The organism is Parasphingorhabdus sp. (assembly GCF_036963705.1).
Taxonomy (GTDB): domain Bacteria; phylum Pseudomonadota; class Alphaproteobacteria; order Sphingomonadales; family Sphingomonadaceae; genus Parasphingorhabdus.
In genome coordinates this window covers 1-23,603 of record NZ_JBALUT010000026.1, presented here as the reverse complement: position 1 = coordinate 23,603, position 23,603 = coordinate 1, and the positions used below count along the sequence as shown (strand labels likewise).

The 23,603-nt window shown below is 52.9% G+C and carries 27 protein-coding genes; 13 read left to right on the top strand and 14 right to left on the bottom strand.

Going from position 1 to position 23,603, the window contains the following annotated elements; all coding sequences use genetic code 11:
* Nucleotides 1-81: 81 nt before the first annotated feature.
* The 3 genes from V7680_RS08070 to gntA form a co-directional block, all read right to left on the bottom strand.
* Nucleotides 82-771 carry a glutathione binding-like protein gene (locus V7680_RS08070; RefSeq protein WP_335652776.1) on the bottom strand — a complete coding sequence of 230 codons (690 nt, stop codon included), beginning with the start codon at nt 769-771 and terminating at the stop codon, nt 82-84.
* Nucleotides 772-1,008: 237 nt separating this feature from the next.
* Complete coding sequence (locus V7680_RS08065; RefSeq protein ID WP_335652775.1) at nt 1,009-1,605, bottom strand: urea carboxylase-associated family protein; 597 nt, start codon at nt 1,603-1,605, stop codon at nt 1,009-1,011.
* A complete protein-coding gene (gene gntA, locus V7680_RS08060; protein WP_335652774.1) occupies nt 1,602-2,306 on the bottom strand; it encodes a guanitoxin biosynthesis heme-dependent pre-guanitoxin N-hydroxylase GntA in 705 nt (234 codons plus the stop codon). Before gntA ends, V7680_RS08065 begins: the two co-directional genes overlap by 4 nt.
* 177 nt (nt 2,307-2,483) lie before the next feature.
* Here gntA and V7680_RS08055 point away from each other — a divergent pair, with 177 nt between their 5' ends.
* Nucleotides 2,484-4,025, top strand: a complete 1,542-nt coding sequence (locus V7680_RS08055) for a bifunctional GNAT family N-acetyltransferase/carbon-nitrogen hydrolase family protein (RefSeq protein WP_335652773.1) — start codon at nt 2,484-2,486, stop codon at nt 4,023-4,025.
* A gap of 52 nt (nt 4,026-4,077) precedes the next feature.
* Here the strand turns inward: V7680_RS08055 and V7680_RS08050 are convergent, their stop codons facing one another.
* The 3 genes from V7680_RS08050 to V7680_RS08040 form a co-directional block, all read right to left on the bottom strand.
* Nucleotides 4,078-5,256, bottom strand: a complete 1,179-nt coding sequence (locus V7680_RS08050; protein ID WP_335652772.1) for an LL-diaminopimelate aminotransferase — start codon at nt 5,254-5,256, stop codon at nt 4,078-4,080.
* A gap of 169 nt (nt 5,257-5,425) precedes the next feature.
* Entirely contained in the window at nt 5,426-7,060 is a 1,635-nt protein-coding gene (locus V7680_RS08045) for an alkaline phosphatase D family protein (protein ID WP_335652771.1), read from the bottom strand.
* Between the two features lie 4 nt (nt 7,061-7,064).
* Entirely contained in the window at nt 7,065-8,240 is a 1,176-nt protein-coding gene (locus V7680_RS08040; RefSeq protein ID WP_335652770.1) for a DUF3667 domain-containing protein, read from the bottom strand.
* A gap of 104 nt (nt 8,241-8,344) precedes the next feature.
* Between V7680_RS08040 and V7680_RS08035 the strand changes: the two genes are divergently transcribed.
* Both V7680_RS08035 and V7680_RS08030 read left to right on the top strand, forming a co-directional pair.
* A complete protein-coding gene (locus V7680_RS08035) occupies nt 8,345-8,536 on the top strand; it encodes a biopolymer transporter ExbD (RefSeq protein ID WP_335652769.1) in 192 nt (63 codons plus the stop codon).
* A gap of 171 nt (nt 8,537-8,707) precedes the next feature.
* Entirely contained in the window at nt 8,708-9,178 is a 471-nt protein-coding gene (locus V7680_RS08030) for a MarR family winged helix-turn-helix transcriptional regulator (protein ID WP_335652768.1), read from the top strand.
* Between the two features lie 6 nt (nt 9,179-9,184).
* Here V7680_RS08030 and proB read toward each other — a convergent pair whose 3' ends face one another.
* Nucleotides 9,185-10,345, bottom strand: coding sequence for a glutamate 5-kinase (gene proB / locus V7680_RS08025; protein ID WP_335652767.1), 1,161 nt, complete (start codon nt 10,343-10,345; stop codon nt 9,185-9,187).
* 183 nt (nt 10,346-10,528) lie between these two features.
* Between proB and V7680_RS08020 the strand changes: the two genes are divergently transcribed.
* The 3 genes from V7680_RS08020 (at nt 10,529) to V7680_RS08010 (ending at nt 12,183) form a co-directional block, all read left to right on the top strand.
* Nucleotides 10,529-11,311, top strand: coding sequence for a pyrroline-5-carboxylate reductase family protein (locus V7680_RS08020; RefSeq protein WP_335652766.1), 783 nt, complete (start codon nt 10,529-10,531; stop codon nt 11,309-11,311).
* A gap of 183 nt (nt 11,312-11,494) precedes the next feature.
* Entirely contained in the window at nt 11,495-11,638 is a 144-nt protein-coding gene (locus tag V7680_RS08015) for a hypothetical protein (RefSeq protein WP_335652765.1), read from the top strand.
* Nucleotides 11,639-11,670: 32 nt separating this feature from the next.
* Nucleotides 11,671-12,183 carry a DUF421 domain-containing protein gene (locus tag V7680_RS08010; RefSeq protein WP_335652764.1) on the top strand — a complete coding sequence of 171 codons (513 nt, stop codon included), beginning with the start codon at nt 11,671-11,673 and terminating at the stop codon, nt 12,181-12,183.
* Nucleotides 12,184-12,188: 5 nt separating this feature from the next.
* On the opposite strand, the gene V7680_RS08005 is transcribed toward V7680_RS08010, so the two are convergent.
* Nucleotides 12,189-12,626, bottom strand: coding sequence for a YidH family protein (locus V7680_RS08005; RefSeq protein ID WP_335652763.1), 438 nt, complete (start codon nt 12,624-12,626; stop codon nt 12,189-12,191).
* Nucleotides 12,627-12,813: 187 nt separating this feature from the next.
* On the opposite strand from V7680_RS08005, the gene V7680_RS08000 reads away from it, so the two are divergent.
* Both V7680_RS08000 and V7680_RS07995 read left to right on the top strand, forming a co-directional pair.
* Nucleotides 12,814-13,260 (top strand): hemerythrin domain-containing protein, encoded by a 447-nt coding sequence (locus V7680_RS08000; protein ID WP_335652762.1) that lies wholly within the window; start codon nt 12,814-12,816, stop codon nt 13,258-13,260.
* An 87-nt stretch (nt 13,261-13,347) separates the two neighbouring features.
* A complete protein-coding gene (locus V7680_RS07995; RefSeq protein WP_335652761.1) occupies nt 13,348-14,811 on the top strand; it encodes a phospholipase D-like domain-containing protein in 1,464 nt (487 codons plus the stop codon).
* 65 nt (nt 14,812-14,876) lie between these two features.
* Here V7680_RS07995 and V7680_RS07990 read toward each other — a convergent pair whose 3' ends face one another.
* The 3 genes from V7680_RS07990 to V7680_RS07980 form a co-directional block, all read right to left on the bottom strand.
* Entirely contained in the window at nt 14,877-15,962 is a 1,086-nt protein-coding gene (locus V7680_RS07990; RefSeq protein ID WP_335652760.1) for an AI-2E family transporter, read from the bottom strand.
* 146 nt (nt 15,963-16,108) lie between these two features.
* The gene (locus V7680_RS07985) at nt 16,109-16,294 is read right to left on the bottom strand and encodes a PLD nuclease N-terminal domain-containing protein (RefSeq protein ID WP_335652759.1); all 186 of its coding nucleotides are present in this window, start codon (nt 16,292-16,294) and stop codon (nt 16,109-16,111) included.
* A gap of 35 nt (nt 16,295-16,329) precedes the next feature.
* A complete protein-coding gene (locus V7680_RS07980) occupies nt 16,330-16,770 on the bottom strand; it encodes a ferritin-like domain-containing protein (protein WP_335652758.1) in 441 nt (146 codons plus the stop codon).
* Between the two features lie 311 nt (nt 16,771-17,081).
* On the opposite strand from V7680_RS07980, the gene V7680_RS07975 reads away from it, so the two are divergent.
* Nucleotides 17,082-17,504, top strand: coding sequence for a BLUF domain-containing protein (locus tag V7680_RS07975; protein WP_335652757.1), 423 nt, complete (start codon nt 17,082-17,084; stop codon nt 17,502-17,504).
* A gap of 28 nt (nt 17,505-17,532) precedes the next feature.
* On the opposite strand, the gene V7680_RS07970 is transcribed toward V7680_RS07975, so the two are convergent.
* Nucleotides 17,533-17,793, bottom strand: a complete 261-nt coding sequence (locus V7680_RS07970; protein ID WP_335652756.1) for a hypothetical protein — start codon at nt 17,791-17,793, stop codon at nt 17,533-17,535.
* A gap of 117 nt (nt 17,794-17,910) precedes the next feature.
* Here V7680_RS07970 and V7680_RS07965 point away from each other — a divergent pair, with 117 nt between their 5' ends.
* Together V7680_RS07965 and V7680_RS07960 are read left to right on the top strand one after the other, a co-directional pair.
* Nucleotides 17,911-18,171 carry a NepR family anti-sigma factor gene (locus V7680_RS07965; RefSeq protein WP_335652755.1) on the top strand — a complete coding sequence of 87 codons (261 nt, stop codon included), beginning with the start codon at nt 17,911-17,913 and terminating at the stop codon, nt 18,169-18,171.
* Complete coding sequence (locus tag V7680_RS07960; protein WP_335652754.1) at nt 18,164-18,754, top strand: sigma-70 family RNA polymerase sigma factor; 591 nt, start codon at nt 18,164-18,166, stop codon at nt 18,752-18,754. Before V7680_RS07965 ends, V7680_RS07960 begins: the two co-directional genes overlap by 8 nt.
* 139 nt (nt 18,755-18,893) lie before the next feature.
* Here the strand turns inward: V7680_RS07960 and V7680_RS07955 are convergent, their stop codons facing one another.
* Entirely contained in the window at nt 18,894-19,670 is a 777-nt protein-coding gene (locus V7680_RS07955) for a response regulator (protein WP_335652753.1), read from the bottom strand.
* A gap of 172 nt (nt 19,671-19,842) precedes the next feature.
* Here V7680_RS07955 and V7680_RS07950 point away from each other — a divergent pair, with 172 nt between their 5' ends.
* Complete coding sequence (locus tag V7680_RS07950; RefSeq protein ID WP_335652752.1) at nt 19,843-21,363, top strand: sensor histidine kinase; 1,521 nt, start codon at nt 19,843-19,845, stop codon at nt 21,361-21,363.
* Between the two features lie 94 nt (nt 21,364-21,457).
* Entirely contained in the window at nt 21,458-21,685 is a 228-nt protein-coding gene (locus tag V7680_RS07945; RefSeq protein WP_335652751.1) for a hypothetical protein, read from the top strand.
* Nucleotides 21,686-22,012: 327 nt separating this feature from the next.
* Here the strand turns inward: V7680_RS07945 and V7680_RS07940 are convergent, their stop codons facing one another.
* A complete protein-coding gene (locus V7680_RS07940; RefSeq protein WP_335652750.1) occupies nt 22,013-22,942 on the bottom strand; it encodes a GGDEF domain-containing protein in 930 nt (309 codons plus the stop codon).
* Nucleotides 22,943-23,603: the final 661 nt, after the last annotated feature.

Here is a 23,603-nt window from a genome sequence, read left to right as displayed (position 1 = left end):
GTTCCGCTCCGATGCGGAACTCTGGCGGCTTGCGCTTAGTCGCTACATCTCCGCATCAGGTGCGGAGCCCATAGCTCCAGCCTATTCGTTCAAGCCAAACAACGTCTTGCGCACCTGCGCATCGTCCTGCGGATTGCGATTGATCCGTTCGCGACCCACGGCCATCCCCCGTCGCAGACCTTCGCGCTGTTTCAGCACCTCGTACCAGCGTTTCAAATGGGCAAACTCATCGAGATCGATTTCCTGCCTTTTATAGGTCTGCACCCAGGGAAAGCAGGACATGTCGGCTATGCTGTAATCTTCGCCGGCGAGATAATCATTGTCCGCCAGTCGCCGGTCCATCACTCCGAATAGCCGCAGCACTTCTTTGCGATATCGCTCGGTGGCATATTCGATCCGCTCCGGAGCATAAAGCTTGAAATGGCCATGCTGGCCCATCATCGGCCCCAGGCCGCCCATCTGCCACATCAGCCATTCGGTCGCCGCAATCTGTCCGCGCAAATCGTCCGGCAGGAACTGCTCGGCCTTGTCGGCGAGATAGAGCAGGATCGCCCCGGTCTCGAAAACACTGACCGGCTCGACGCCTTCTGCCGGATCATGGTCGACAATCGCCGGAATCCGGTTGTTCGGACTGATCGCCAGAAACTCCGGCGCGAATTGCTCTCCCGTACCGATATTCACCCAATGGATATTATAGTCGAGCCCGCACTCCTCGAGCATGACGGAAATTTTCCAGCCGTTGGGCGTCGGAGCAAAATAAAGATCAATCATATGTGTAAATCATCCCAGCCGAATTTTACGAACTTTACAGTGTTAAGAAAAAGATTCGATCGCGCCGAAAATGGCCACTCCTAGCAACTGCAATATCATCGATCGAGTTCATCATCATCACTGCACAGCGTGGCATGAAAGCATGTCGGTAGGACAGCAAAATATTACACCAACTGCTGTTGGGCTCGAATATTATTGGAAGTGCTAGGCGAAAATTGTGAGGCTTAAAGGCGCTCGCTATTCTGGCGTATTTGGCAACACCTGATAATCGATCGGCTTGAAAGTTCCGCCATTGGATGCGTAAGCCGAACAGGCGGTCAAACCGATGACAAGATCCATTTCCGCCTGCAGCCTGATGACGTCGCCAGTCTGGCTGGTGGGTGGGAGGACCTCGATCTTTCCGGCTTGGTCGACCGGAACATTCATGAAAACATTGAACGCGCACGGGATCGCGTCCGGCTCTACTCCGAAGGGCGCGAGCGCTTCTGCAAGATTGCCGAAACATCCACGATGCACCGGCTTGTCGGGATAGAAATGTTTGAACGTATCTTCGCTGCAGGGTGTCAAAAGAAAGTCATGCGATCCCACCGTATCGTGCACTATCCTGAGCATCGGGTTCGAGCGGTTCGACCAAAGCTGGTTGCCTTCGCTCAGTCGAATGGTTTCCTCATAATCAAAGGTCCGGCCGTTTGATAAAACTTCCCTGACATCATCGGCATTATAGGCAAGTAGGTCGGAGACCTGTCCGCCGTCCGGGTCGATCACCTCAAGGAACTGGCCCTTCAGCAAACGAAATGCAGCGCCTGATCTCGGTGGGATGCGGGTCATGTTCATGTCGTGCGCCGATCCTGGAACGGACATTGCCAATCATCATCGACTTGCCGCCCGCTATATTGGCGGGCTTCGCTCGACTCGCCATGTTTTGCCAGCATCGGATTAATGTCCCCGGCCAGTTTCTTGTCCCGATCAAGGATCGTATCGCGCATCTTTTCATAGCGACCTTGTTCCCGCAACCGCTCGAACTGGTCGTGGAGATTGAAGATCAGCGTCGGCTGTGAAAAGCGGCGGGCCGGACGGGAGGAGTTGGGGTGCAAGCCGATCACGAAAAAGGCTTCGCCACCAAAACTGAGCGAGAAATGCGGGTCTTTTGGATCAGCGCTAACGCGCTTGTCGTAGGACTGGCCAAGCCACGCGTCCTTGTCTGCTATCGACTGGATTCTTTCCCACATCATTTTTTCGAACTCAACTTCCGACAGATCTTCAGGGCCTTCGAATATAACTGCCAAACTGCGAAACCCGTCGTCGCACTTGCGATATTCACGGGCCCAGGCGAGCAATTCACGATGGATGGTCAAATCGTCCCAACTGCTGTCGAGCCGGTGGGCAACGACGGTCTTGAGATTGTCACGGGCCAAGGCTGATTTCGCGCCGACACAGGGGAATTGCGGCTGCAAAATCATCGCACCAATAGTGTCCTGGAGCTCTTCCAGGCGCCTGATCTTATAGTCTTTGTCTAGCAGGTTTGAATGGTTCATGCCGATCCTTACGCTCAAAAAACAGAAGCGTTCCGTCCGATCACCATAGCAGCAAAAGACGCTGCGTCCGTTTCCTTTCAGACTAGCGCGATTATCTACCGACAGAATATTGAGCGCTGGGCGATCGCTTTAACAACATAGCTTCCCCAAGGTTTAAAAGCCCGCTAATGGGCGCGGATGACCGCAGAAAAACCAAAGCTCATCATCCGCATGGCGGAACTGGAAGATGCCAGAAAAATCTCTACCTTGTCCCGCAAGGTTTACGGCAAGGGAGAAGGCTATACGGCCGAGGAAGTCCGTGGCCAGATCAATAATTTCGCCGATGGCCAGCTGGTCGCGGAATATGAAGGCAAGATTGTCGGCCATTGCGCGACGTTCCAGATCTCCGAGAAGACCGCCCGCGCTGCGCATAGCTGGGCGGAAATCACTGGCGGCGGCTTTGCCGCACGGCATGATCCGGCAGGTGAAATATTATATGGCATGGAAGTCAGTGTCGATCCCGATTATCGGCGCCTGCGTATCGGGCTTCGCTTCTACAAGGTCCGCCGCGAGCTCTGCCAGCATCTCGGGCTGAAAGGCATTATTTTTGGCGGCAGATTGCCCGGTTATGAGCGGCGCAAGCGCAAATTCCCTGATCCAGCGGATTATCTGGCGGCGGTTCTGGACAAGCAATTCCGCGACCCGGTGATCAATTTTCAGCTCAACCAGGGCTTTGTCCCGCTAGGCATTTTGAAAGACTATATGCCGACCGACAAGCCGTCCGGCGGTAACGCAGTGCATATGTTCTGGGAAAACCCGCTGGCGGTCGAAGCGAAGCTTGTAACTCAATCCCCGCATGACCGCCTGCCGCAGTCGGTGCGCGTCGCGACGGTTCAGTTCCAGATGCGCAAGATTGCCTCGCAGACCGAATTTGAAGAACAGGTTGAATATTTTGTCGACGTTGCGGCAGATTATGGTGCGGATTTCGTAACATTCCCGGAATTGTTCACGCTGCAATTGCTGTCTCTGGAAGGCGAAAAGCTGGACCCGGCGCAAGCGATTGAAAAAATCGCCGAATATACCGAGCGGTTCAAGGAAGTGATGGAGAAGCTGGCCGTTTCCTATCATATCAACATCATCGGTGGCTCCCATCCAACGCGGATGGAAAATGGCGACATCCGCAACATATCGTACGTCTTCCTGCGCAGCGGCGCGATTTATACGCAGGACAAGCTGCACCCGACACCGAGCGAAGTCCGCTGGTGGAATATCAAGGGCGGCTTTGGCGCAGAAGCCATTCCGACAGATTGCGGGCCGATCGGCGTGATGATTTGCTATGATAGCGAATTCCCCGAGATGGCGCGGCATCTTGTCGATCAGGGCGCGATGATATTGTTCGTTCCCTTCTGCACCGATGAACGGCGCGGCTATTTGCGGGTGCGCTATTGCTGTCAGGCCCGCGCGGTGGAAAACCAGTGCTATGTCGTAATGTCAGGCGTGGTCGGTAACCTACCGAACGTCGAGAATATGGACATTCACTATGCCGAAAGTGCGATCCTGACGCCATCCGATTTCCCGTTCGCTCGGGACGGCGTCGCGGCGGACACGGCACCCAACACCGAAACGATAGCGATTGCCGATCTATCGATGACAAGCCTGCTCACCAGCCGGCAATCCGGCGCTGTGCAGAATTTGAAAGACCGCCGCTTCGATCTCTATCGAGTGCTCTGGAAAGGCTAGGCATCACGCTGAATGGCGTCTGATCGGACGCCATTCAGCGTACGCAAACCCGTCAGCCCTTGCTCAGGAACTTCTTGATGCTCCGCGCTGCCTGACGGATGCGCTGTTCATTTTCGACCAGTGCCAGCCGGATAAAGCCCTCGCCTTCGTCACCAAAGCCGGTGCCGGGCGCCACGGCTACACCAGCCTCCGCAATCAGTCGTTTGGAAAATTCCATCGAGCCGAGATGCTTGAACTGCTCGGGAATCGGAGCCCAGGCGAACATGCTCGCTTCAGGCGGCGGAATGTCCCAGCCGGCACGGCCGAAGCTTTCGACCATGATATCCCGACGCTTCTTATAAAGCGCACGATTTTCGGCAATGATGTCCTGCGGGCCGTTAAGCGCCGCCGTTGCAGCAACCTGGATCGGGGTGAAGGCACCATAATCGAGATAGGATTTTACCCGCGTCAGGGCGCCGATCAGCTTTTGATTACCTACCGCAAAACCCATACGCCAGCCGGGCATGGAGTATGTTTTGGACATGCTGGTAAATTCGACCACGCAATCCTTCGCGCCTTTGATCTGGAGCATAGATGGCGTCGGCGTGTCACCGAAATAAATTTCGGCATAAGCCAGATCGCTGATCACCCAGAGCTTGTGCTCGCGCGCGAAATCGACGACTTTCTGGTAAAAATCGAGATCGGCAACATAAGCGGTCGGATTGCTCGGATAGCCCATTACCAGCACTGAAGGTTTCGGCACGGTATAGCTCATCGCATATTCCAGCCGGGTGAAGAAATCCGGTCCCGGCGCGGCGGGGATCGAGCGGATGGCTGCGCCTGCGATAATGAAACCGAACGTATGGATCGGATAAGACGGATTGGGCGCGAGTACGACATCGCCCGGCGCGGTAATCGCCTGCGCGAGATTCGCCAGCCCTTCCTTGGAGCCGAGTGTCACAATGACTTCGCTTTCAGGATCAAGGTCGACGTCAAAGCGGCGTTTGTAATATTTCGCCTGCGCCAGCCGCAGCCCCTTGATGCCCTTCGAAGCCGAGTAACGATGCGCGGTCGGATCATTGGCGGTTTCGCAAAGCTTGTCGATAACATGCTTGGCCGGCATCCCATCGGGATTGCCCATGCCGAGATCGATAATATCCTCGCCCCGCGCTCGCGCCTCGGCCTTCATCGCGTTGACTTCAGCGAAGACATAAGGCGGCAGGCGTTTGATGCGGTAAAATTCTTCGGACATTATCGGTCGTTTCTAGCTTTTAGTTATAGGGAACCGCCGCTTTGCGTAATTTTGATACGAATGTCGAGCGTTTGAAAGCGGTTCGAGCAATTTGTTCACCGCAGATGATGCAGGGCACTGAAAACAATTCGCAATGTGCAGCGCCAGCTCCGCTTCACTTGCGCGGCACTCAGCCCTGAAGCCGGTTGGTGCCCCGCAAGACGGTCTGGCTTTTGCTACCCATCATCGCAATCGACTTGGCCCGGATCGTATCCAGAAAATGCCATGTCGAAGTCGCTCTCTCGGGCGTCAGCGTGACCGTCATATAGCCGCGATGGGCGGTGTCAGTCCATCGCAACTGGGGGTTGGTTTCGGTCAGTGCCGTCGCGGCGACGTCAGGATTGGCTCCAGTCAAATAGGATTCGATCCCCGGTGAGGTCACACTATGTCCGCCAAATTCGACACCGACAGCGCCATTGCTCGTGACAAGATCAAACGCCCAGGCGTTGTGGCTGTCGCCGGACAGTACGATCAGATCTGCATCCGCTTGTTGGGCAACCGAGAGCGCCCGTTCGCGCGCCTGGGGATAGCCATCCCAGCTGTCAAAGTTAATTGGCAGGCCGATTTTCGCCGCCATCGCCCCCACGGCAAGGCGCTGTTTCGCAAAAGCCGGCGCATCGTCGGCAACCCAGTTTATTGCTTCCTGCGGCAGCTTCAGCTCACCCATTACGCATTGCTGTGACCAGACCTGCCAATTTGTCCCTGATGCCTTTGACCTTTGCATCGCAGACGCCAGCCAGGCCTCCTGCTCGCGGCCGATCATTTCGCGCTCGGGGTCTTGCCAGACGTCATCGCGGAAAGTTTCGAGCGCTTTCTGTATGTCTTGCTGTCCTCGCAACGCCGCCACCAGATCGACCGGTTCGTTGCGGGCTCCGATCCGGCTCTCTGTCATAAAAATTGTCGCCAGATCGCCGATCTGATATTCGCTCCAGCGCGGATTGCCATATTCCATGTCGCTGACCGGCATCCATTCGCGGTAGACCCGCTCGGCAACCCGTTTGCGCGTTTCCCAGTCACCCTCACTGCTATCGTGATTTTCCGCGCCATCCTTATAGGCATCATTGGCAAATTCATGATCATCCCACATCGCGATCATCGGCAGGACCTGATGGATGCGCTGGAGGTCGGGGTCGCTGCGATAGGCTGCGTAGCGCAGACGATAGTCAGCCAGCTGGACTATTTCAGAGACCGGATTCAATGTCCGTCCGGCCAGCGCCTCTTCCTTGGATGGGTAGGTCCCGGCCGGATATTCATAGAGATAGTCGCCGGTATGGACCATCAGGTCGAGTTCCGCATTTTGCGCGGCATGGGCATAAGCGTTGAAATAGCCGAAGGGCAGATTGGAACAGCCGACCACACCGATTGTAAATTTCGGGGTAGCTCCCTCTGGCAAGGTCCGGGTTCGACCCACCGCGGATTTCGAGCCATCGGGGGCAATGAAGCGGTAAAAATACCAGTGGTTTGGATCGAGACCCTGAACCGTGATTTTCGCGATATGGTCGCGATCAACCAGCGCCTCGACCTCTCCCGCAATACTGGCGCCTGCGAAATCCGGGCTGTCGGAGATTTCCGCCGTGAGTTTGACATTCCCGCTTCCGACATAGCGGGTCCACAGCAGCACCGAGTCTTGAGAAGGCTCCCCACTTGCTATCCCGTGGGTAAAGCCTTTAGCGCCGATGAGCGACGCCGAAGCCGGCATACTAAGCGCGCCAAGGCCGAATGTTCCCAATGCCATCAACTGGCGACGATCAATATTCATGGTCATGATTTTATCCCAAAACACCCAGAGCGAGCAAAATAGCGAAAAACAAAGACAGGCTGATGACGGTAAATACCAATAGCGCAATCAACCGGAAAACGGTTTCTATCCTGGTGAGACCATAAGCATGCCGCAGCTGTCGATACATGTGAAATAATGGATAGAATATTATTAGCGATAACCATATCGTCTCGGGCACTCCGACCGCCGCCAAAAGCGCGCAAGTGATGAATAGCAGCGACATGAAGCTGAGCGAATAAGTGGCAAAAACCGCATGATCGTAAAAATGAAAGCCGCGCCGACCGATCAAGGTCAACCACACGAGAGGCAACGAGATCGGAATCAGCAACCATGCAAATTTATAGCCATTGGCTTTGAGCTTATACATCAGAAGATCGGGATTGGCCTTGATCTCTTCAAATGCGTTACGCAGCCATTTGTCGGTCGCTGACGATCCGGTGCTGACGCTGCTCCCCTCGGCGAGCGCTTTACCTTCCTTGATATCCTCGATCCCTGTTTCAAACTGGTCGAGATTATCTGCAGTAATATTGCCTATCTCGGCGGCTCCGTCGCTCAAACTCACATCTGGATATGGCGTGTCCTCACCGGTCAGGTTAGACATCATGTTACGACCCTTTTTAAGGTCAAGAATTTCCTGCTCGAGCTTAGCCCTATCTTCTGCCTTAGCTTGCGACAGTTGCGCGGTTTTGGCCTTTATCTCCTCATCCAGCCGACCGGCCTGTGTAAGAACTTCTGCACTGCCTTCGTCATTCGTAACGACGATATCATCACCGGAAAACGGATCACCAAGAAACGAAAAGACCGCAAACATCATGAAAACCGAGAAAAGGAATAGCGCGATTGGCGAGATGAATTTCACACGCTCGCCATGAACATAGCGCCGGGTCAGGTCTCCGGGCTTCCAGACCAATAGAGGCAGCGTGCGCCAGAACTTGCCTTCAAAATGCAAAACGCCGTGCAGAATATCGTGCCAGAACGCGCCTATGGAGCGGTGGACATGCAGTGGCTGACCGCAATTGGGGCAAAAGCTGCTGGTCACAACGACACCGCAATTGAGGCACTCGCCGCCTTTGCCCCCCGGTGTGCCGCCGCCCGTTTCTTCCGATGATGTGCCGACGAGAGCCGCTTTCACAGCGGTTCCCGTTGCCTCCAGTTCCTCTGACATAGACCATATGTTTGGCCTATCCGGTCAGGAAGGCAAGCGGCTTTTTGTAATTCACTCGCGATTGCGTTGTATGCTATATCATATCAATTATTGGGAGAGATTGAATGCGTAGCAAGAAAATGCATTTTCGCCAGAATATAGCTGCCGCCGGAGCGGACAAACCATTTTCGGAACTCAACATAACGCCGCTGATTGATGTGTTGCTGGTGCTTCTGGTTATGTTGATGCTCTCTGTGCCGGCGGTAACCCACAAGGTCCCTGTTGACCTGCCAACCGGCGGGTCCGGGTCAATGTGAATGGATGTTTCATCCCGGATTTTGAAGACAATGTTATGGAACCATATTCTTTCTAACATCTATCTGCGCAAATATCCGAAACCAACGATGGATATAGGCGCTGAGTGGTTTGCTGGGATTAATCTGCAATTACCCAAGCCATTGACACCGAAAGTCTGTATCAAGCCAGTCATGTCAAATTCAAACGCACTTTTGATAGCTTTGCGCCAGATTAACCGGGCGATAGATTTGCAGTCCAAAAAACTGGAGAGAGACACCGGTCAGACAACGCCGCAACTGCTCCTGTTGAAGGAGCTGGAAAAGGAGGGCCGGGCGAAGCCGTCGGTCATCGCCAAATCGGTACATCTGTCGCATGCCACGGTGACGTCGATTGTCGATCGGCTAGAAAAGTCAGCAATGGTTACCCGCGAAAAAAGTGCTGATGACGGGCGTTCAGTGGATATAGTCTTGACCAAGAAAGGAAGAGATTGTGTCCGGAATGCTCCCGAGATGTTGCAGGAGGATTTTCTGATTTCATTATCGAAACTGGAAACGTGGGAGCAGAATCTGCTCATCTCTTCTGTTCAGCGTATCGCGGTAATGATGGATGCGAACCGGCTCGATTCCGCCCCCATTCTCGAGGTCGGCGAAATCCAGCCCTAACCAGATTTAGGATGCGACTTCGGTCATAACCTCGTCGGCCGGCAAATCCCAAGTCAGGTGCCGGTCATCGAGTACGACCATATTTTTGTCGGTAATCAGCGTGCCGAGCGTTTTGTAGCCGAGCAACTGCATCGCCGACATGGTCGGGTTGCGGGCCAGAGCCATGGTTTCATCTGAAGAAAAATTTGTCAGGCCTCTGGCCAGTTCGTCGCCGGACTCACCGTAAATATGGATGACGTCGCCTTTGACGTAGGGTCCTTGAATAGAGAGCACATCCTCGCGACCGATATTCCGCCGACCGGATTTGAAAGATTCGGCAGTCACCTCGGTTACCACGATGCTCCCCGCCATCTGCAAACGATCCGACAGCCAGTTGGCCCAGGCGGATTCAGGACGTTCATTGGCAAGAATTCTGGTATGCCGTCTCTCGTCATTCAGGACGGACGTCACTGGCTGTTCAAATTCGCCATGTGCGATGCGCGTATCGCACCCGGCGTTTTGCGCCATATGCGCCGCCTGTATCTTTGTCAGCATCCCGCCGCTGCCCAGACTACTCACGCCTTCGGTCACCGCGAGATAGGGAGATACATCGGTCACTTCCTCGACCAATTGGGCTCCGGGTTCCGAGGGGTCCTTATCGAACAGCCCGTCAACTTGCGTGAGAATGATCAGCTCGTCCGCTTGCAGCATTTGCGCAATCTTCGCAGACAGCCGGTCATTGTCGCCAACCCGGATTTCTTCGGTGGTGATCGTGTCATTTTCATTGATGATCGGCATGATATTGGCATCGAGCAGCCGATCGACAGTGTTCTTCGTGTTGAGGAACCGCTTACGGTCCTCGAGATCACGCAAGGTCACCAAAACCTGCGCTATCTCGAAACTATATTCGTGGGCGACTTGCTTATAAGCATTGAGCAACAAAGGCATCCCGCATGCCGCAGCGGCCTGTTTGTCGCGCAGACCTGCCGTCTCGGGCCGCTGGCCGATCATATTCATACCCAGCGCGACTGACCCGGACGAACACAAGATAACTTTTGCGCCACCTTCCCGCAGGCGGGCAATGTCTTCCAACAAATTATGCATGAAAGCCCAGCGCGGTGTTAACCGTTCTTCATTGGCAAGCAGGCTGGAGCCAACTTTCACAACTATTGTTTTGCCTTGTACCATTTGATGCGATGCCCTTGTTATAATGCTATAGAGGTAGGGATTGAACCGGACAGGCGCAATAATTTAGTGATCAAAATATATAGTTTTCCAAGAAAGACATTAAGATAGGCATTTGTTGACATGCCTGCTTTGAATACTAAGGACATTGAGAAACCTCATTATCACAAACAGCAAGAGATTAGTTTGAAAAAAATATTACTCCTCGGATGCGGAAACATGGGCGGCGCGCTGCTCAAGGCGTGGGCCGCTAACACCGGCCATAAATATACCGTAGCAGATCCGGCCAAACCTGATCTGCCGGAAGGCGTATCGCAAGTCGGGTCGGTCGAGGAACTGGGGGACGAGATATTCGACTATCTTATCGTCGCGCTCAAGCCGCAGCTTATCGATCAGGTGCTTCCCGCCTATTTGCCCAGACTAAGCCCTGACGGCGTGATCAGTTCGATCGCAGCCGGCTATTCCGCCGAAAAGCTTGCAAGTCATGCACCGGGACGATCTGTGGTCCGGATCATGCCCAACCTCCCGGCGTTGATCCGCAAGGGTGTGAGCGGTCTCTATGCGCACGGTAAGGTTACCGAAACCGCATCGCGCGAGATAGAGGAACTCGCTTTATGTTCCGGCACCATCGTTTGGGTGGACAGCGAGGATATGCTCGATCGCCTGACCGCCGTAGCCGGAAGCGGTCCCGGATATGTTTTCGAGATGCTTCGCGCCTATGTCGAGGCCGCCGAAGAACTGGGCTTTAGCGAAGAGGACGCCAAGACGCTGGTCTTGGGAACGTTCCGCGGGACATTGGAACTGGCGCAAGAATCCGACCTACCTCTTGAAGATTTACGCAAGAACGTAACCAGCAAAGGCGGGACCACCGCCGCTGGGCTCGACGCGCTAAATGGAACAGGCAAATTTTCTGCCCTGATCAACGAAACGCTTCTGGCCGCGTATGAACGGGCGGTCGAACTCAGATAAACAGCGCTGTCTGAAAAGAAACGGTAGGCGCGGAAACGTTAAGTCAGCCGTCGAGTCGATCCCCCAACCTTGATAAAACCTTCATCGCAGACAGGAAGATCGGAACTGTTTGCCCTGCGTTGCGTAAGTGAGTGACATCAAACGCACCGCTGCATCTGCCGGTGCGACACTATGGAGAAGATCATGAAATATTTCTGGAGAACACTCACTGCTGCTGCGGTTTCGGTTGCGGTCCGCACGGTTATGAAAAAATTGCAGGACCGGTCAGAGAAAAATCAAGCTGGTACCGATGAAGTCAACGGCCCCGTCACCGCCGATTATTCTTGATCATTCATCTTATAAATAAAGAGGCATAGCCCATGTTCAGCGCGGATATGCAGGTCGACATCTTCCTGCGCTCGCTTTTTCTGGCGCCACTCGCGCTGCTCTGGGTCATGCTCAATGTAAGGATCGTCGGACTGCGATCTTTCTCCAAGATGACCGCATTTGATTTTGTTGTGACCGTGGCCACTGGGTCGCTTCTGGCAGGCGCTGTCACGGTCGAAAATTGGTCGGCTTTTATCCAGAATATTGGCGGAATCACGATGCTCCTTGCCTCTCAGTTTGCTATCGCCAAGATGAGGATAGCTGATCTGCGGATAGTCGATATGGCTACAAATGACCCGGTCTGGTTGATGAAGGACGGAAAATTTATCGACGACAACCTCAAAACCACGCGGGTAACCCGCGATGACGTTTATGCCAAATTACGGGAGGCGAATGCCTTGCAGCTGTCAGAGGTCAGAGCAGTCATATTGGAAACCACTGGCGACATCTCTGTTCTCCACGGCATTACACCTGACCGCGAGTTACTGCCCGCAAGCGGGCAATAGCGATATCAGTTCTTGATCGACATTAACCAGAGGGCAACGACCAGAGACCCGCTAGCTACGCCAAACATCAAAGTGATAAGCTGTATCCTCATACCGCCTACGGGCTCGGAGGAGTGAGAGTCTAGTCGATCATAGACGCGGCAGGCTGTTTTTTGCGCGGCGTAGAATATCACTATCCCTATCAGAATGAATATTGTCGCAATCGCACGGGGAAGCCACCAAGGATCAAGAGTTCCGAATAATGCGTTGAACCCCAATCCTATACCAACCGCGGCCAATCCCGTACGGATCCAGCCGGCGAACGTCCTCTCGTTGGCCATCAACGTTCGGTCCTCGGCCAGCTCCGTGCGCTCTTCCGCTCGTTCCGTCCTGTCTTCCGCGAGACTGGTACGGTCTTCGGCGGGGACCTCGGCCTGTTGATCAGCGGTGTGCTCGTTCGACATGTTTCTTCAACGAGCTAACGAACCGATGGTTCCCGATCGTCGACAATGGGGGTCGCCAATCAAGGCACCAAGCCGTCTGAGTGGGCTGATATCCAGATGAAAAACAAGGAGCACAAACGCCAGGGAACCTTTTCCACTCTGAGTGCGTTGGCCATTTGAAACGTTTAACGAGCGTCAGGAGAATATAATGAACATCTACCAGAGAATCGTACAGGATCATGACAAGCACCGCGAACTGGCTTCCAGGATCATGAAGACCGAAGGCAATAGTGACGAGCGCAACGAACTTTGGGCGCAATTCAAGCCAGAAGCCACCGCGCATGCCAATGCCGAAGAGCAGACATTATATGCGGAACTTCTCGAGGCCCAGAAAAGCCAGGAGCAGGCGCGACATAGCGTCCACGAACATAAAGAGGCCGTCGACCTGATCAAGGAACTGGACGAGATGGACATGTCATCAAGCGGCTGGATCCAGAAATTCGAAAAACTAAAGGAAGATCTCGAGCATCATATGAAAGAAGAAGAAGAAGATGTGTTCGAAATCGCTAAAAAGGTGATCAGCAACGATCTGGCCAATGATCTCGTCGACAAATTCGAGAAACGCAAAAAATCTGAAATTAGCGAAATTGCTTAAAGATTGACCTTTGCGCCAGATGGGCGGCAATAGCGCGACGTTGGTTCGATAGGAGACGATTGGCCTTGTTTCTGGCTAGCTATATATATGAAGAAAATTTTCGATGAATCCCGGAATTGCTGGAAAATAGATAAAGCGGCCAAAGCTTCTGTCATCATCGATGCCGAAAATTATTTCCGCTATCTGCGGCGGGCGATGGCCAAGGCGAAGCATCGTATAATTTTGCTCGGCTGGGATTTTGATGCCCGGGTCGAAATGCACGATACCGAACAGAAAATCGTCGGTCCGCTGGAAATCGGAAAATATGTCGACTGGCTGGTGAAGAAAAATCCCGACCTTCATATCTATATTTTGCGCTGGGATACCGGTGCGATCAAAACGCTGTTTCGCGGTAGAACATTGCTCACCCTTATCCGCTGGCGCCTGCACCCGCGCATTCATCTCAAGCTTGATGGCCGGCATCCGGTCGGCGCGGCCCAGCACCAGAAGGTAGTGGTCGTTGATGAAGATACCGCGTTTTGCGGGGGCATCGACATCACCGACGACCGCTGGGACACCCGATCACATGATGAAGAACAGCCCTATCGCTCCCCACCCAATGACAAGGACGGCGGCCCGTGGCACGATGCGGCGATGGCTGTGCAAGGGCCAGTAGCCAAGCATTTATCCGAATTCGCAGTCGCCCGATGGGCGGTTGCTGGCGGCACCAAAATGGTCGATGCGAAAACCAATGATTGCTGGCCGGACCAGTTAAAAGCCGATTTCGAGAATGTTGACGTCGCGATCGCGCGGACCCAGCCGGAATGCGACGACAGGCCGGCCGTCTCCGAAATCGAGAAGCTTTATGTGGATCTGATCGCCAGCGCGAAACATCACATATATGCAGAAAGCCAATATTTTGCGTCTCGCACAATCGCCATTGCCATTGCGAAACGGCTCAAGGAAACCGACGGTCCGGAAATCGTCATCGTCAACCCAGTCACTGCAGAGGGCTGGCTGGAACCGGCGGTTATGGATAGCAAACGGGCGCGGCTGATCCAGGCGCTTATCGACATTGATCATCAGAACAGATTCCGTGTTTTCCATGCGCTGAATGGAGCAGGCAGTCCGATTTATATTCACGCGAAATTGATGATTATCGACGACCGGATCATCCGCGTAGGATCATCGAACATGAACAACCGGTCGCTAGGCTTTGATACCGAATGTGATTTGGCTCTCGACGCTGGTGAATTCGAGAACGACCAAGTTCGCGAGCAAATCGCAACCGTACGGAACGACCTGCTGGCCGAGCATCTGGGGACAACTGTCGACCGGATTGCAGAAGTCTTCGAGGAAACCGGATCCCTGATAGAAACCATCCAGCTGTGCCGTTCTAGCGGGACGACCTTGCGCGATTATCAGCTTCCGGACCTGAGTGACGTTGAAACGTTTCTCGCCGAGAATGATATTTTGGATCCGCACAGTGCTGACGATAATTTCGCAGCTCTGAGCAGAAAATCCAGCCGTATCTCGCAAATGATCAAGCGGGTGAAATCGCGCCGCCCTTGATGAATTGCCAAAATGTTAAGACGACTTCAGTTGCTAAGAGATCAGTCGCGAACAAATTGGCCCGCTTATTTTTCGACGTTTGCCATAGACGGACCGAAGAGCGGCTCCCCAAGCAAATAGCCGATAATATTGGGTGTCCCGGTGTGATTGAGCAATATTCGAAATATCACCACCAGCGGAACGGACAGTAAGGCTCCGACCAATCCCCAAATCCAGGAGAAAAAACTGACCGCAATTATGATGATAACCGGATTGATCGACAGTCTCTCGCCCAGAACAGCAGGTGTTATGAGATTGGCTTCGATCGTCTGAAGCCCCAGATAGGCCGCGGCCGGAAGGAGCCCGGCAACCAACGCACCTTCATCCAAGACGCCGGTGATTCCCAACAGAACCGCCAATACTAAAGGCCCAACATAAGGTATGAAGTTAAGTATAGCGGCTAATCCGCCCCACATAAGCGGTGATTCCAAGCCAAATAGCCATGCCCCAAGTGTGACAACCAGTCCGACGCAGGAATTGATGACGATCACTGTCCCTAGATAATGGGAAACGCTTCTGGAAATCTCCCGAACAGCCAGCCCGGCTTTGCGTGTCGCGCTTATGGTGACGCGGTCGCGGATCAGGGTTTCGTGAAATTTCACCCTCGATACCAGCATAAGATAGCTGATCAGAAGCGCGAGCAGGATCTGAGCGATCACAAACGGAGTCGCAAAGGCTACGGCCTGAAACATCGACGAAGTCTGGTCCATGACCTCTTTCTCTGCAGAGGTTCGTAATGCGTCGGAAAGACCGGCGCTTATCGTCGACAGCGGAACCGCCAGCGATCCCGGTTCGGCCAGTTTCTGGGTAACGAAGTTGATGATCACCGGCAGTTGTTCAAACAAATCCAGCGCCGGCTGGAAAATCATGAAGATGGCCAGGGTCAACAGCCCGGCAAAAAGCAAAATTGCGATGAATGACGCAATGATGTTGGGAATTCTCAGTTTCTCCAAGATGTTGGCTACAGGCGCGAGAACAATGGTGATGACCACAGCCGCCACAACCGGCAGGAAAAAATCTTGCCCTGCTGACAGCACAAACGGAAGCGCCAGCAAAAGCCCGCACGATAGCAGCAATATGATTGCCGAGCTTCTACGCTGGCTGATGACCATTGGTAGACCATCGCTATCGGCGTCCCTGTCAGTCAGAATTTTTCTCCCATCTCATGTAAATGCCATGCTGTACGTCGGATATGAAAACCCCCGACAGCCATGGGGGATGGCTATCAGGGGTCAACCGTTTCCGAACATCTAATTATCTAGACTGCCTGCACGGAACCCTTGGGTCCGGCAAAATACCAGATAATCAGTCCAATGACCGGCAGAATGACTATGAGCGCGGTCCACAGGAGTTTGGAACCAACCGATGCGCTACTTCCCCAGACACCGAGCAATGCCCAAATATCCAGTGCCAAAATTACGAGTCCTAAAATTCCATATTCCATGTTTCATTCCCTTCTTTGTGATTAGGTGTAAAAATTTAAACGGAGGCTTCGAGATGATCGATCAACCGACCGTCAGCGCGCAACTCGCCATTGAAACCGCTCAACAAAGTTTTTGCCGTCGCTGCGAGCTCATCATTGGCAAGCGCGTCGCTGACTTTGTTCCGTAGATATTCTTCACCGTCTTCCACAGCTTCGACTGCAGCTTCATCATTGCCCTCCAAGGCAGAGCTGATCGAGAGGAACATCCTGTGCGCTTTCGCCAGAATTGTTCCCTCTTCAGCTGGCTCGCCTCCAAGGTGGCGAATTTCGGCTTGGGACTTGGCGATCATGGCGTTTCGCGCTGCTGCACGGCGTGTGAAAAACTGTTTGAATACTTCGCGATCCGCAACCTCGGCTGCCTTCTGGTAACCGTCTCTCGAATCTACCAAAGTTTCCAGCACATCGTTAAGAATGCTAATAGATTTATCGTTTGTCATATCGTCCTCGTTCATTTGTAAATGTAATCAACCAACTGGTGGTCTCGGCAACAGTTCCAAAAAAATTGGCGGCAATCTCTTCAGATTCGTTTCAACGGGACGGAACCCCCAGATTTCTGGTAAAAATTTTTTGGATTTCCATCATGAGGTCACGGCTGGTTTGGAACAAATTTGCGCTGACCGTGGCGACCGGGAGCAGGAATTTTTGCCCGAGCAGCGGTACCACATTGCGTCTGGTCAGGCGCCGCGAAAGTGGATAAGCTCTCTTTTACATTTAGATAGACAGTAGAACTGGAGAGGGTTGCTACAGCATGCCAGATGGCCTGATAACATCAGTCAGCTATATCAGCACTGCGAGGTCCGATCTAGAAATTTCAGATTTTCAGGACATTCTGGATAGCGCAAACCTGCGAAACGAGGAGCTGGGCTTAACCGGCTTGCTCGCTTTCAACGGATTGAACTTCATGCAAATACTGGAAGGTGCGCGCAACGATGTGAATTCTTGTATCCGCCTGATCGAAGGCGATAAGCGCCATGAAGGGATGGTCATATTTGACCGGCGCGATGTTCCGCGTCGAGAATTTCCGGACTGGAAAATGGCTGGCGTCCTTCTGAACCAGGCGGAAGCCGATTTCGAGCTGGCCATAGACGAACTATTATCCAGCGAGTGGGTTAATCCGGAGACGAGAAAACATTTCGAAAGCTTCCAATCTTTCGGTTCGCCGGCCGAATAGTCATGAAAACCCCCACACCCGCTATTTATCAGTCCTTGGCAGATTTGCCTTGAGCTGCTGCCCGTCGCGCGCGTTCGAGTTCGCCAGCCTCGTCACCATCTAGCGCAGCCGCCGCCTCTTTAGCTTTTTTCGGTACGTCCGCATTTTCCGCAAACTTGTGCTGGGCTTCCTGATAGCGTCTTGAACCCTCACGACTGCCCTCACCTTCCATTTTCAGATTTGAAACATCTTTTCCCTGCTCAACTGTCATCATTCCATCCTTCAATTGGCTGTTCAGATGTTCGCTCAACGAAGCGATAGCACTTTTGTTCCCGGTCAATTGGACTTTTGGGACATAAAATATTATGGAACCTTTTCTCCTCCGCCGTGTTTTTTGTCATGAAGTTAGAGCATATGAGGCCATCCATTGCCCAATCAGGAAGAAACCAAAGATGACGATCAGGATCAAAAATCCGCGTCGCCAGACCAGAACGCTACCAAAGCATTCGCAGGCGATGACGGCATGACATTTGAAACACAGCAAGCGCAAGACAGACTCGGTCTCGGCCTCAAGAACATGTATCAGAACGTGCTCGATGAACCCCTGCCTGACAATATGATGGCGTTGCTTGATCAACTTGGCGAACTTGATGGTGAGACTGGATCGGATTCAAACTCTGATGAGTGAGGGCGCGCCGCTTTCGGATCTGGATTTCAAAAAAGAATTGGCTGAGACTCTGCCGCATCTTCGTGCATTTGGTCGTAGTCTTTCGGGGAACCCCGATACCGCCGATGATTTGGTGCAAGACACGTTGCTCAAAGCCTGGGCCGCGCGAGACCGATTTGTTGCGGGCAGCTCAATGCGGGCTTGGACCTTCGTGATTCTGCGGAACACGTATTTTTCACAGATGCGTCAGAACAAGTTCAAGGGAAATTATGACGAACTGGTTGCGGAGCGGATATTGTCCACGCCGGCACCACAACAGGATCCTTTGCATCTAGCAGACCTGCAACGCGCTTTGATGGAATTGTCCGATGACCAGCGCGAAGCGATAATATTGGTCGGCGCTGGCGGTCATTCCTATCAGGACGCTGCCGATATTGCCGGAACGACACTTGGCACGATGAAAAGCCGAGTATCGCGAGCACGCGCAACATTACACGGAATATTGGACGACGGCCGGTTCACCGAAGCCTCTGAAGGCTCTAACAATTCCACCGACTCTGCGCTGGAAAAGATACTCGAAGCGGTCGACGCCGCTACACTCTAGCAATGACAACAACAAAAAATCGCGCGCAGATGAAATCTGCGCGCGATTTTTTGTTGAAACTGCCAGAACCCTCACCGGACCCCGTTATCTTCCGCTACGACCGCGCGCTTCTCGCCCGGTCCTCCGTCAATCGATATTCCTACGCATCCTGCCGTGCCGGGGTGAAAAACAGCGCCTGGCTGATCGCAGCACGGATGGCGTTGGGCTGAAACGGCTTGGTTATCAAAAATGTTGGCTCGGGCCGCTCGCCGGTTAGCAACCTTTCGGGAAACGCGGTGATGAATATGACCGGAACCGTAAACTGCGACAAAATGTCTTTTACCGCATCGATACCCGAGCTGCCATCAGCCAGTTGGATATCGGCCAGCACCAGATTTGGCTTCGCTTTTGCCACTGCCGCCAGAGCGCCCTTATGAGTCGTCGCAGTACCGCAAACCTTGTGACCTAGGCCAGTAACAATCTGCTCCAGCTCCATCGAGATCAAGGCTTCATCCTCGATAATTAAAACATCTGATCTCAGCTCGTTATCGATTTCCAGTATCGCATCTTCAAGCAACCCGTTGATCGAGTTTGCGCCGACGTCCAGAATTTCTGCCACTTCGTCGGTAGCAAAGCCTTCGAGCGAGGTCAGCAGCAATATCTGCCGACTGATCGGTGGAATTTTGCGAAGATGATGCTGTACCGTATCGCCTTCGTCCCGCTCGACTTCCAGATTGGCACTTTCCCAGATTTTACAGAAAGCCTTGTACAATTGAACCCGCAGGTTATCGCCGCCGGAAATTGTCCCGGGGTCGGCGATAATCGCTTCCAAAGTAGCGCTGACAAATGAATCGCCGCTATTCTGGCTTCCGCTGACAGCCCGTGCATATCGACGAAGACTAGGCAGATGTGGGCGAAGTTTATCCGCTAATGACATAATAAAACCCTCCAATTTTGATCAATATACGCCATCCGATCCAATTGGTTCCAACAAAATCGAAAATTCCCGATTCAAAATTTTTTCCCGAAAATTTTAAGGCAAGAGAGGCTGGAACCGATATATGGTTTGATGGTAGTCTATTGGTAATCTTAGAGAATCAGGAACCGCAATGGCATTGACGAAAGCTGACGAGTTGCCCTCAGACATGACCTCTCCCGGATCCGATCCACTCGAACCTGAACGTCTGGCGACCCTCAACAGCTACGATATCATGGACAGCGAGCCTGAGATCGTATTTGATCGACTGACCCATCTCGCGGCAAATATATTCAAGGTTCCTATCGCCTCCATTTCATTGATTGACGACAAGCGCCAATGGTTCAAATCGGTGGTTGGGCTCAATCTGAAGCATACTGCGCGCAACATCTCATTCTGTCGTTATATCGTCGAGAGCCGGGAAGCGTTAATTGTGGGAGATGCAATGGAGGACGAGCGGTTTCGCAAAAACCCTTTCGTACTCGATGACCCCCATATCCGCTTTTACGCCGGTGCGCCCCTGGTCGCCGAAAATGGCCTGGTGATAGGAACATTGTGGATCGGTGACACGCATGCTCGAACCGATTTCAACCCGTCCGAAGCCGAGCAGCTGAAAACGATGGCCGACATAGTGATGAGCGAGCTGGAATTGCGTCGCGAAATCAGTGCACGGAGACAGGCGCAAAGACAGGCCGCAGAAGACCGCGCAAATCTCGAGCTGACGCTAGCGCTAAGCAATACTGCCAGTTTCGTGTTGGATTTGGTGGAAGGCAAACTTACTTGGGGCGGGGATTATTCGGAGGTCTGGGGCGAAGATGCTGCGGAAAATCTGATCACCGAAGAAGCCGCATTCGAGAGAATTCACCCGACCGATAGGGCCGCTGTACGGGAAGCCATGGCGGCGGCGGGTCTACCGGGACAGAGCTATGATGCCACGTTTCGGATCGTTCTTCCTTCGGGACAGACGAAATGGATCCATGGTTACGGAGATTATGTCGAACGGAATGGGTCTCCTTTCCTGACCGGGCTCAACGTCGACATAACCAAATCAATCGCGCAGCAGGAACAGCTAAAGCTTCACACGCGGGAATTGCACCACCGGATGCGCAATCTATTCGCAACGCTGCAGTCGATCATGTCCCTGACAAAGAAATCGGCGACCTCGATCGATGACTATATCGAGAGGATTCAGGGACGGCTGAGAGCCTTGAACCGGGCTCAGCAAATATTACTCGATACCAATTTTGTTACCGGGTCATTGACCGCCCTCGTTCAGGATTTGACGCAATCCTATCCTCGGATATTTTTTGACGGCCCGGAAATCACAATCCCGGAAAATGCGATGGTATCAATATCTCTGGTGTTGAACGAACTGGCTACAAATGCGTCGAAATACGGGGCGCTTTCCTCCAACAAGGGCAGAATCAGGATTCAGTGGACCATAGAAACCGACGGCGAGGCAGAGCAAATCATCCTTGTCTGGTCCGAAAAGGGTACTTCAGAGCCGCTTGACGCAGCCCCCAGCTCGGGTTTCGGATCATCGCTCATCGATCACAGCGTCAAGGGCAACTTGCAAGGCGAGATAGTGCGCGATTGGCGAGCAGAGGGCCTGGAGTGTACGATCCGCTTTCCAGTCCCGGAACTGGCCAATTAGGCAGAATATGTCGCGCACAAAAATTTTTATGATAAAATGGAACCATGTTTGCAGCGAATAGTAGATGGTTAGAACCAAATGGAGGACGATCAAAATGAACAAGCTTTCAATTGCAGCAGTCGCAGTAGCGGCTTTGTCGCTCACCGCATGTGAAGCAAAAGTCACCGACGAGGGCGAAATGCCATCAGTTGACGTAGATGTAGCCGGCGACGCCGGGGAACTGCCGGAAATCGACATTGAAACTGCTGACGTGGAAGTGGGCACGGAAGAAGTGACCGTCGACGTTCCCGATGTTGACGTAAAGATGCCTTCGGAACAATAACCTCAAAAAACCGAAGAACTGGGGCTGGGTCTTTGTGACCTGGCCCTTTTTTATGCGTGTTTACACACGTATATCTATTTGTTCGAATTCGCACGCTTGGATTGAAATGTCGGGAAACCCGATAGCGCGGATTGGGAGGGTAATGGGCGCAAGTCAGATTTCCCGACGAAATGCAGTCAAGAACGGGGATACGTTATTCAGCTGCATTCGAAACTTTAACTCACCACTGCCATATTGGTTCCAAACAGTTTTGCTCGACCATCCAGGGATTTGTGTCGAGCCGTCCGGCTCTGGTTCGGTAAAGCACTTGCCTCTCAATCCGGAAGGCTAGGCGGTAGGAAATATCTTTCGATTTTTGGCGCAATAAAGCGCTTCATCGGCGGTGGCGAACAACGTTCGGGGATTATATTTGCCGTCCTTGCCAGCGAAAGCGAAGCCCACCGAGACTTTCAGCGTCAACAAATAACCGTTCCACTGCATTGGCCGAAGAAGACTGGCAATAAGTGCCTGCAATTCAACCTTCGTTTGGGTGCGCGATACCGAAGATGGCAGCAATACAGCAAATTCATCGCCGCCAATCCGAGACACCAAATGGGCGTTGACGAAAAACTTGCGAAGACGTTCCGCAAGATTGACAAGACATGCGTCACCAGCAGCGTGCCCCCAGCGATCGTTGATCAGCTTGAAATCATCAATGTCAAAAAGGATTAACGTGCCAACGTCATCCAATGCAGGCCCATTACCCGGCTGATCCAAAAAGCGTTGAAAGCGAGTCCTGTTGGCAACGCCCGTGAGCGGGTCGCATTCAGCTTGCGCCCGGAGAAGTTCCCATCGCATCCGATCGTCCGTTATATCTTGTTTCATTCCAAAAAGCGTTTCGGTTCGCCCGTTCGAACCTCGCGTGGCTGCCGTAATTCGTATCCAGCGATCGATCCCGTCAGGGCGCACGATTCTCGCGTCTAGTGTGAAACCATCACGATTCTCTATCGCCTGCGATCGTTTCTGCTCGAGCAATTCACGCGATTCTTCGCTATAAAGTTCGATTGTGGCTTCGCGATCCAGGGCTTCGTCAGTAGGCAGACCGAACATGTCAAAAACGCCATCGGTCCAGCTCAGCTGTTCACTTGCAAGATCGCATGACCATGCGCCAATGGGAACCAGTGGCGCCGCTTGGTCATAAAGGTCCAAAAACCCCAGCCGTTTATCCAAAATTTCCGATGCTGCTTCATCAAAATTCTTTGAATTTATATGGTTCATTGGCTCCGCCATTAACTGTGGTCTGAAGCTGAATTTCAGCACGACAAGCGTTGTTGCTTAGCGCTGTCATGTGAAGATTGTGTTTAACACCGTACAAGAACTTCAATCAGGCAGGACTGAATCGAAACGAGATATGGTGTCAGACCTGCGACTTCTAGTGTGTTTTCCGGATTGGGTATCGAAGCAGTTGAAGCGATAAATTCTCGCACGGCCCAGCTCAAAAGCACCACACACGCGGTACCAAGTTGTGGCGAGCTCGGGATTTAGAATCTTCCTAAGGAAAGAGCTTTGGCTCAATAATTCTGCGAAAAGTGACCTGCATTATGCCTGCGGAGGGCATGAAACTAGCGATCGGTTATGCCCGGAAATGATTCGGAAGCCGACTGCCCAGTTTAAAGTAGTTAAGCTCGAAAGCGGCAAAGGGGGGCATCGGGCGAGCCTATGCCAGCACTCAGCCAAGAGCCCTCCATTCCTAGTCAGGGATATCCGGTCTGAATTCCGCGGTTGACTCATCCCGGCCCTACATGATGGTGGCGAAGATTTACCATGTAGCAATGCTTGAACTTATCGCCCAATCAGGCGATTAGATGTCGGGGAGCAAATGATGCAGCCGAAAAATTGGGATTTCAGGTCGATAGATGAAGAAGTTCTTGAGACCGTC

Excerpts from the sequence above, each read along its gene's own strand:
- gntA (WP_335652774.1), bottom strand. The coding sequence starts at position 2,306 with ATGAACCATTCAAACCTGCTAGACAAAGACTATAAGATCAGGCGCCTG.
- V7680_RS08050 (WP_335652772.1), bottom strand. The coding sequence starts at position 5,256 with ATGTCCGAAGAATTTTACCGCATCAAACGCCTGCCGCCTTATGTCTTC.
- V7680_RS07950 (WP_335652752.1), top strand. The coding sequence starts at position 19,843 with ATGGCATTGACGAAAGCTGACGAGTTGCCCTCAGACATGACCTCTCCC.
- V7680_RS07980 (WP_335652758.1), bottom strand. The coding sequence starts at position 16,770 with ATGACAAACGATAAATCTATTAGCATTCTTAACGATGTGCTGGAAACT.
- V7680_RS08070 (WP_335652776.1), bottom strand. The coding sequence starts at position 771 with ATGATTGATCTTTATTTTGCTCCGACGCCCAACGGCTGGAAAATTTCC.
- V7680_RS07945 (WP_335652751.1), top strand. The coding sequence starts at position 21,458 with ATGAACAAGCTTTCAATTGCAGCAGTCGCAGTAGCGGCTTTGTCGCTC.
- V7680_RS07975 (WP_335652757.1), top strand. The coding sequence starts at position 17,082 with ATGCCAGATGGCCTGATAACATCAGTCAGCTATATCAGCACTGCGAGG.
- V7680_RS08065 (WP_335652775.1), bottom strand. The coding sequence starts at position 1,605 with ATGAACATGACCCGCATCCCACCGAGATCAGGCGCTGCATTTCGTTTG.
- V7680_RS08055 (WP_335652773.1), top strand. The coding sequence starts at position 2,484 with ATGACCGCAGAAAAACCAAAGCTCATCATCCGCATGGCGGAACTGGAA.
- V7680_RS08000 (WP_335652762.1), top strand. The coding sequence starts at position 12,814 with ATGAACATCTACCAGAGAATCGTACAGGATCATGACAAGCACCGCGAA.
- V7680_RS08040 (WP_335652770.1), bottom strand. The coding sequence starts at position 8,240 with ATGTCAGAGGAACTGGAGGCAACGGGAACCGCTGTGAAAGCGGCTCTC.
- V7680_RS08015 (WP_335652765.1), top strand. The coding sequence starts at position 11,495 with ATGAAATATTTCTGGAGAACACTCACTGCTGCTGCGGTTTCGGTTGCG.
- V7680_RS07990 (WP_335652760.1), bottom strand. The coding sequence starts at position 15,962 with ATGGTCATCAGCCAGCGTAGAAGCTCGGCAATCATATTGCTGCTATCG.
- V7680_RS07985 (WP_335652759.1), bottom strand. The coding sequence starts at position 16,294 with ATGGAATATGGAATTTTAGGACTCGTAATTTTGGCACTGGATATTTGG.
- V7680_RS08030 (WP_335652768.1), top strand. The coding sequence starts at position 8,708 with ATGTCAAATTCAAACGCACTTTTGATAGCTTTGCGCCAGATTAACCGG.
- V7680_RS08005 (WP_335652763.1), bottom strand. The coding sequence starts at position 12,626 with ATGTCGAACGAGCACACCGCTGATCAACAGGCCGAGGTCCCCGCCGAA.
- V7680_RS07960 (WP_335652754.1), top strand. The coding sequence starts at position 18,164 with ATGAGTGAGGGCGCGCCGCTTTCGGATCTGGATTTCAAAAAAGAATTG.
- V7680_RS07955 (WP_335652753.1), bottom strand. The coding sequence starts at position 19,670 with ATGTCATTAGCGGATAAACTTCGCCCACATCTGCCTAGTCTTCGTCGA.
- V7680_RS07940 (WP_335652750.1), bottom strand. The coding sequence starts at position 22,942 with ATGAACCATATAAATTCAAAGAATTTTGATGAAGCAGCATCGGAAATT.
- V7680_RS08035 (WP_335652769.1), top strand. The coding sequence starts at position 8,345 with ATGCGTAGCAAGAAAATGCATTTTCGCCAGAATATAGCTGCCGCCGGA.
- V7680_RS08010 (WP_335652764.1), top strand. The coding sequence starts at position 11,671 with ATGTTCAGCGCGGATATGCAGGTCGACATCTTCCTGCGCTCGCTTTTT.
- V7680_RS07995 (WP_335652761.1), top strand. The coding sequence starts at position 13,348 with ATGAAGAAAATTTTCGATGAATCCCGGAATTGCTGGAAAATAGATAAA.
- V7680_RS08045 (WP_335652771.1), bottom strand. The coding sequence starts at position 7,060 with ATGACCATGAATATTGATCGTCGCCAGTTGATGGCATTGGGAACATTC.
- proB (WP_335652767.1), bottom strand. The coding sequence starts at position 10,345 with ATGGTACAAGGCAAAACAATAGTTGTGAAAGTTGGCTCCAGCCTGCTT.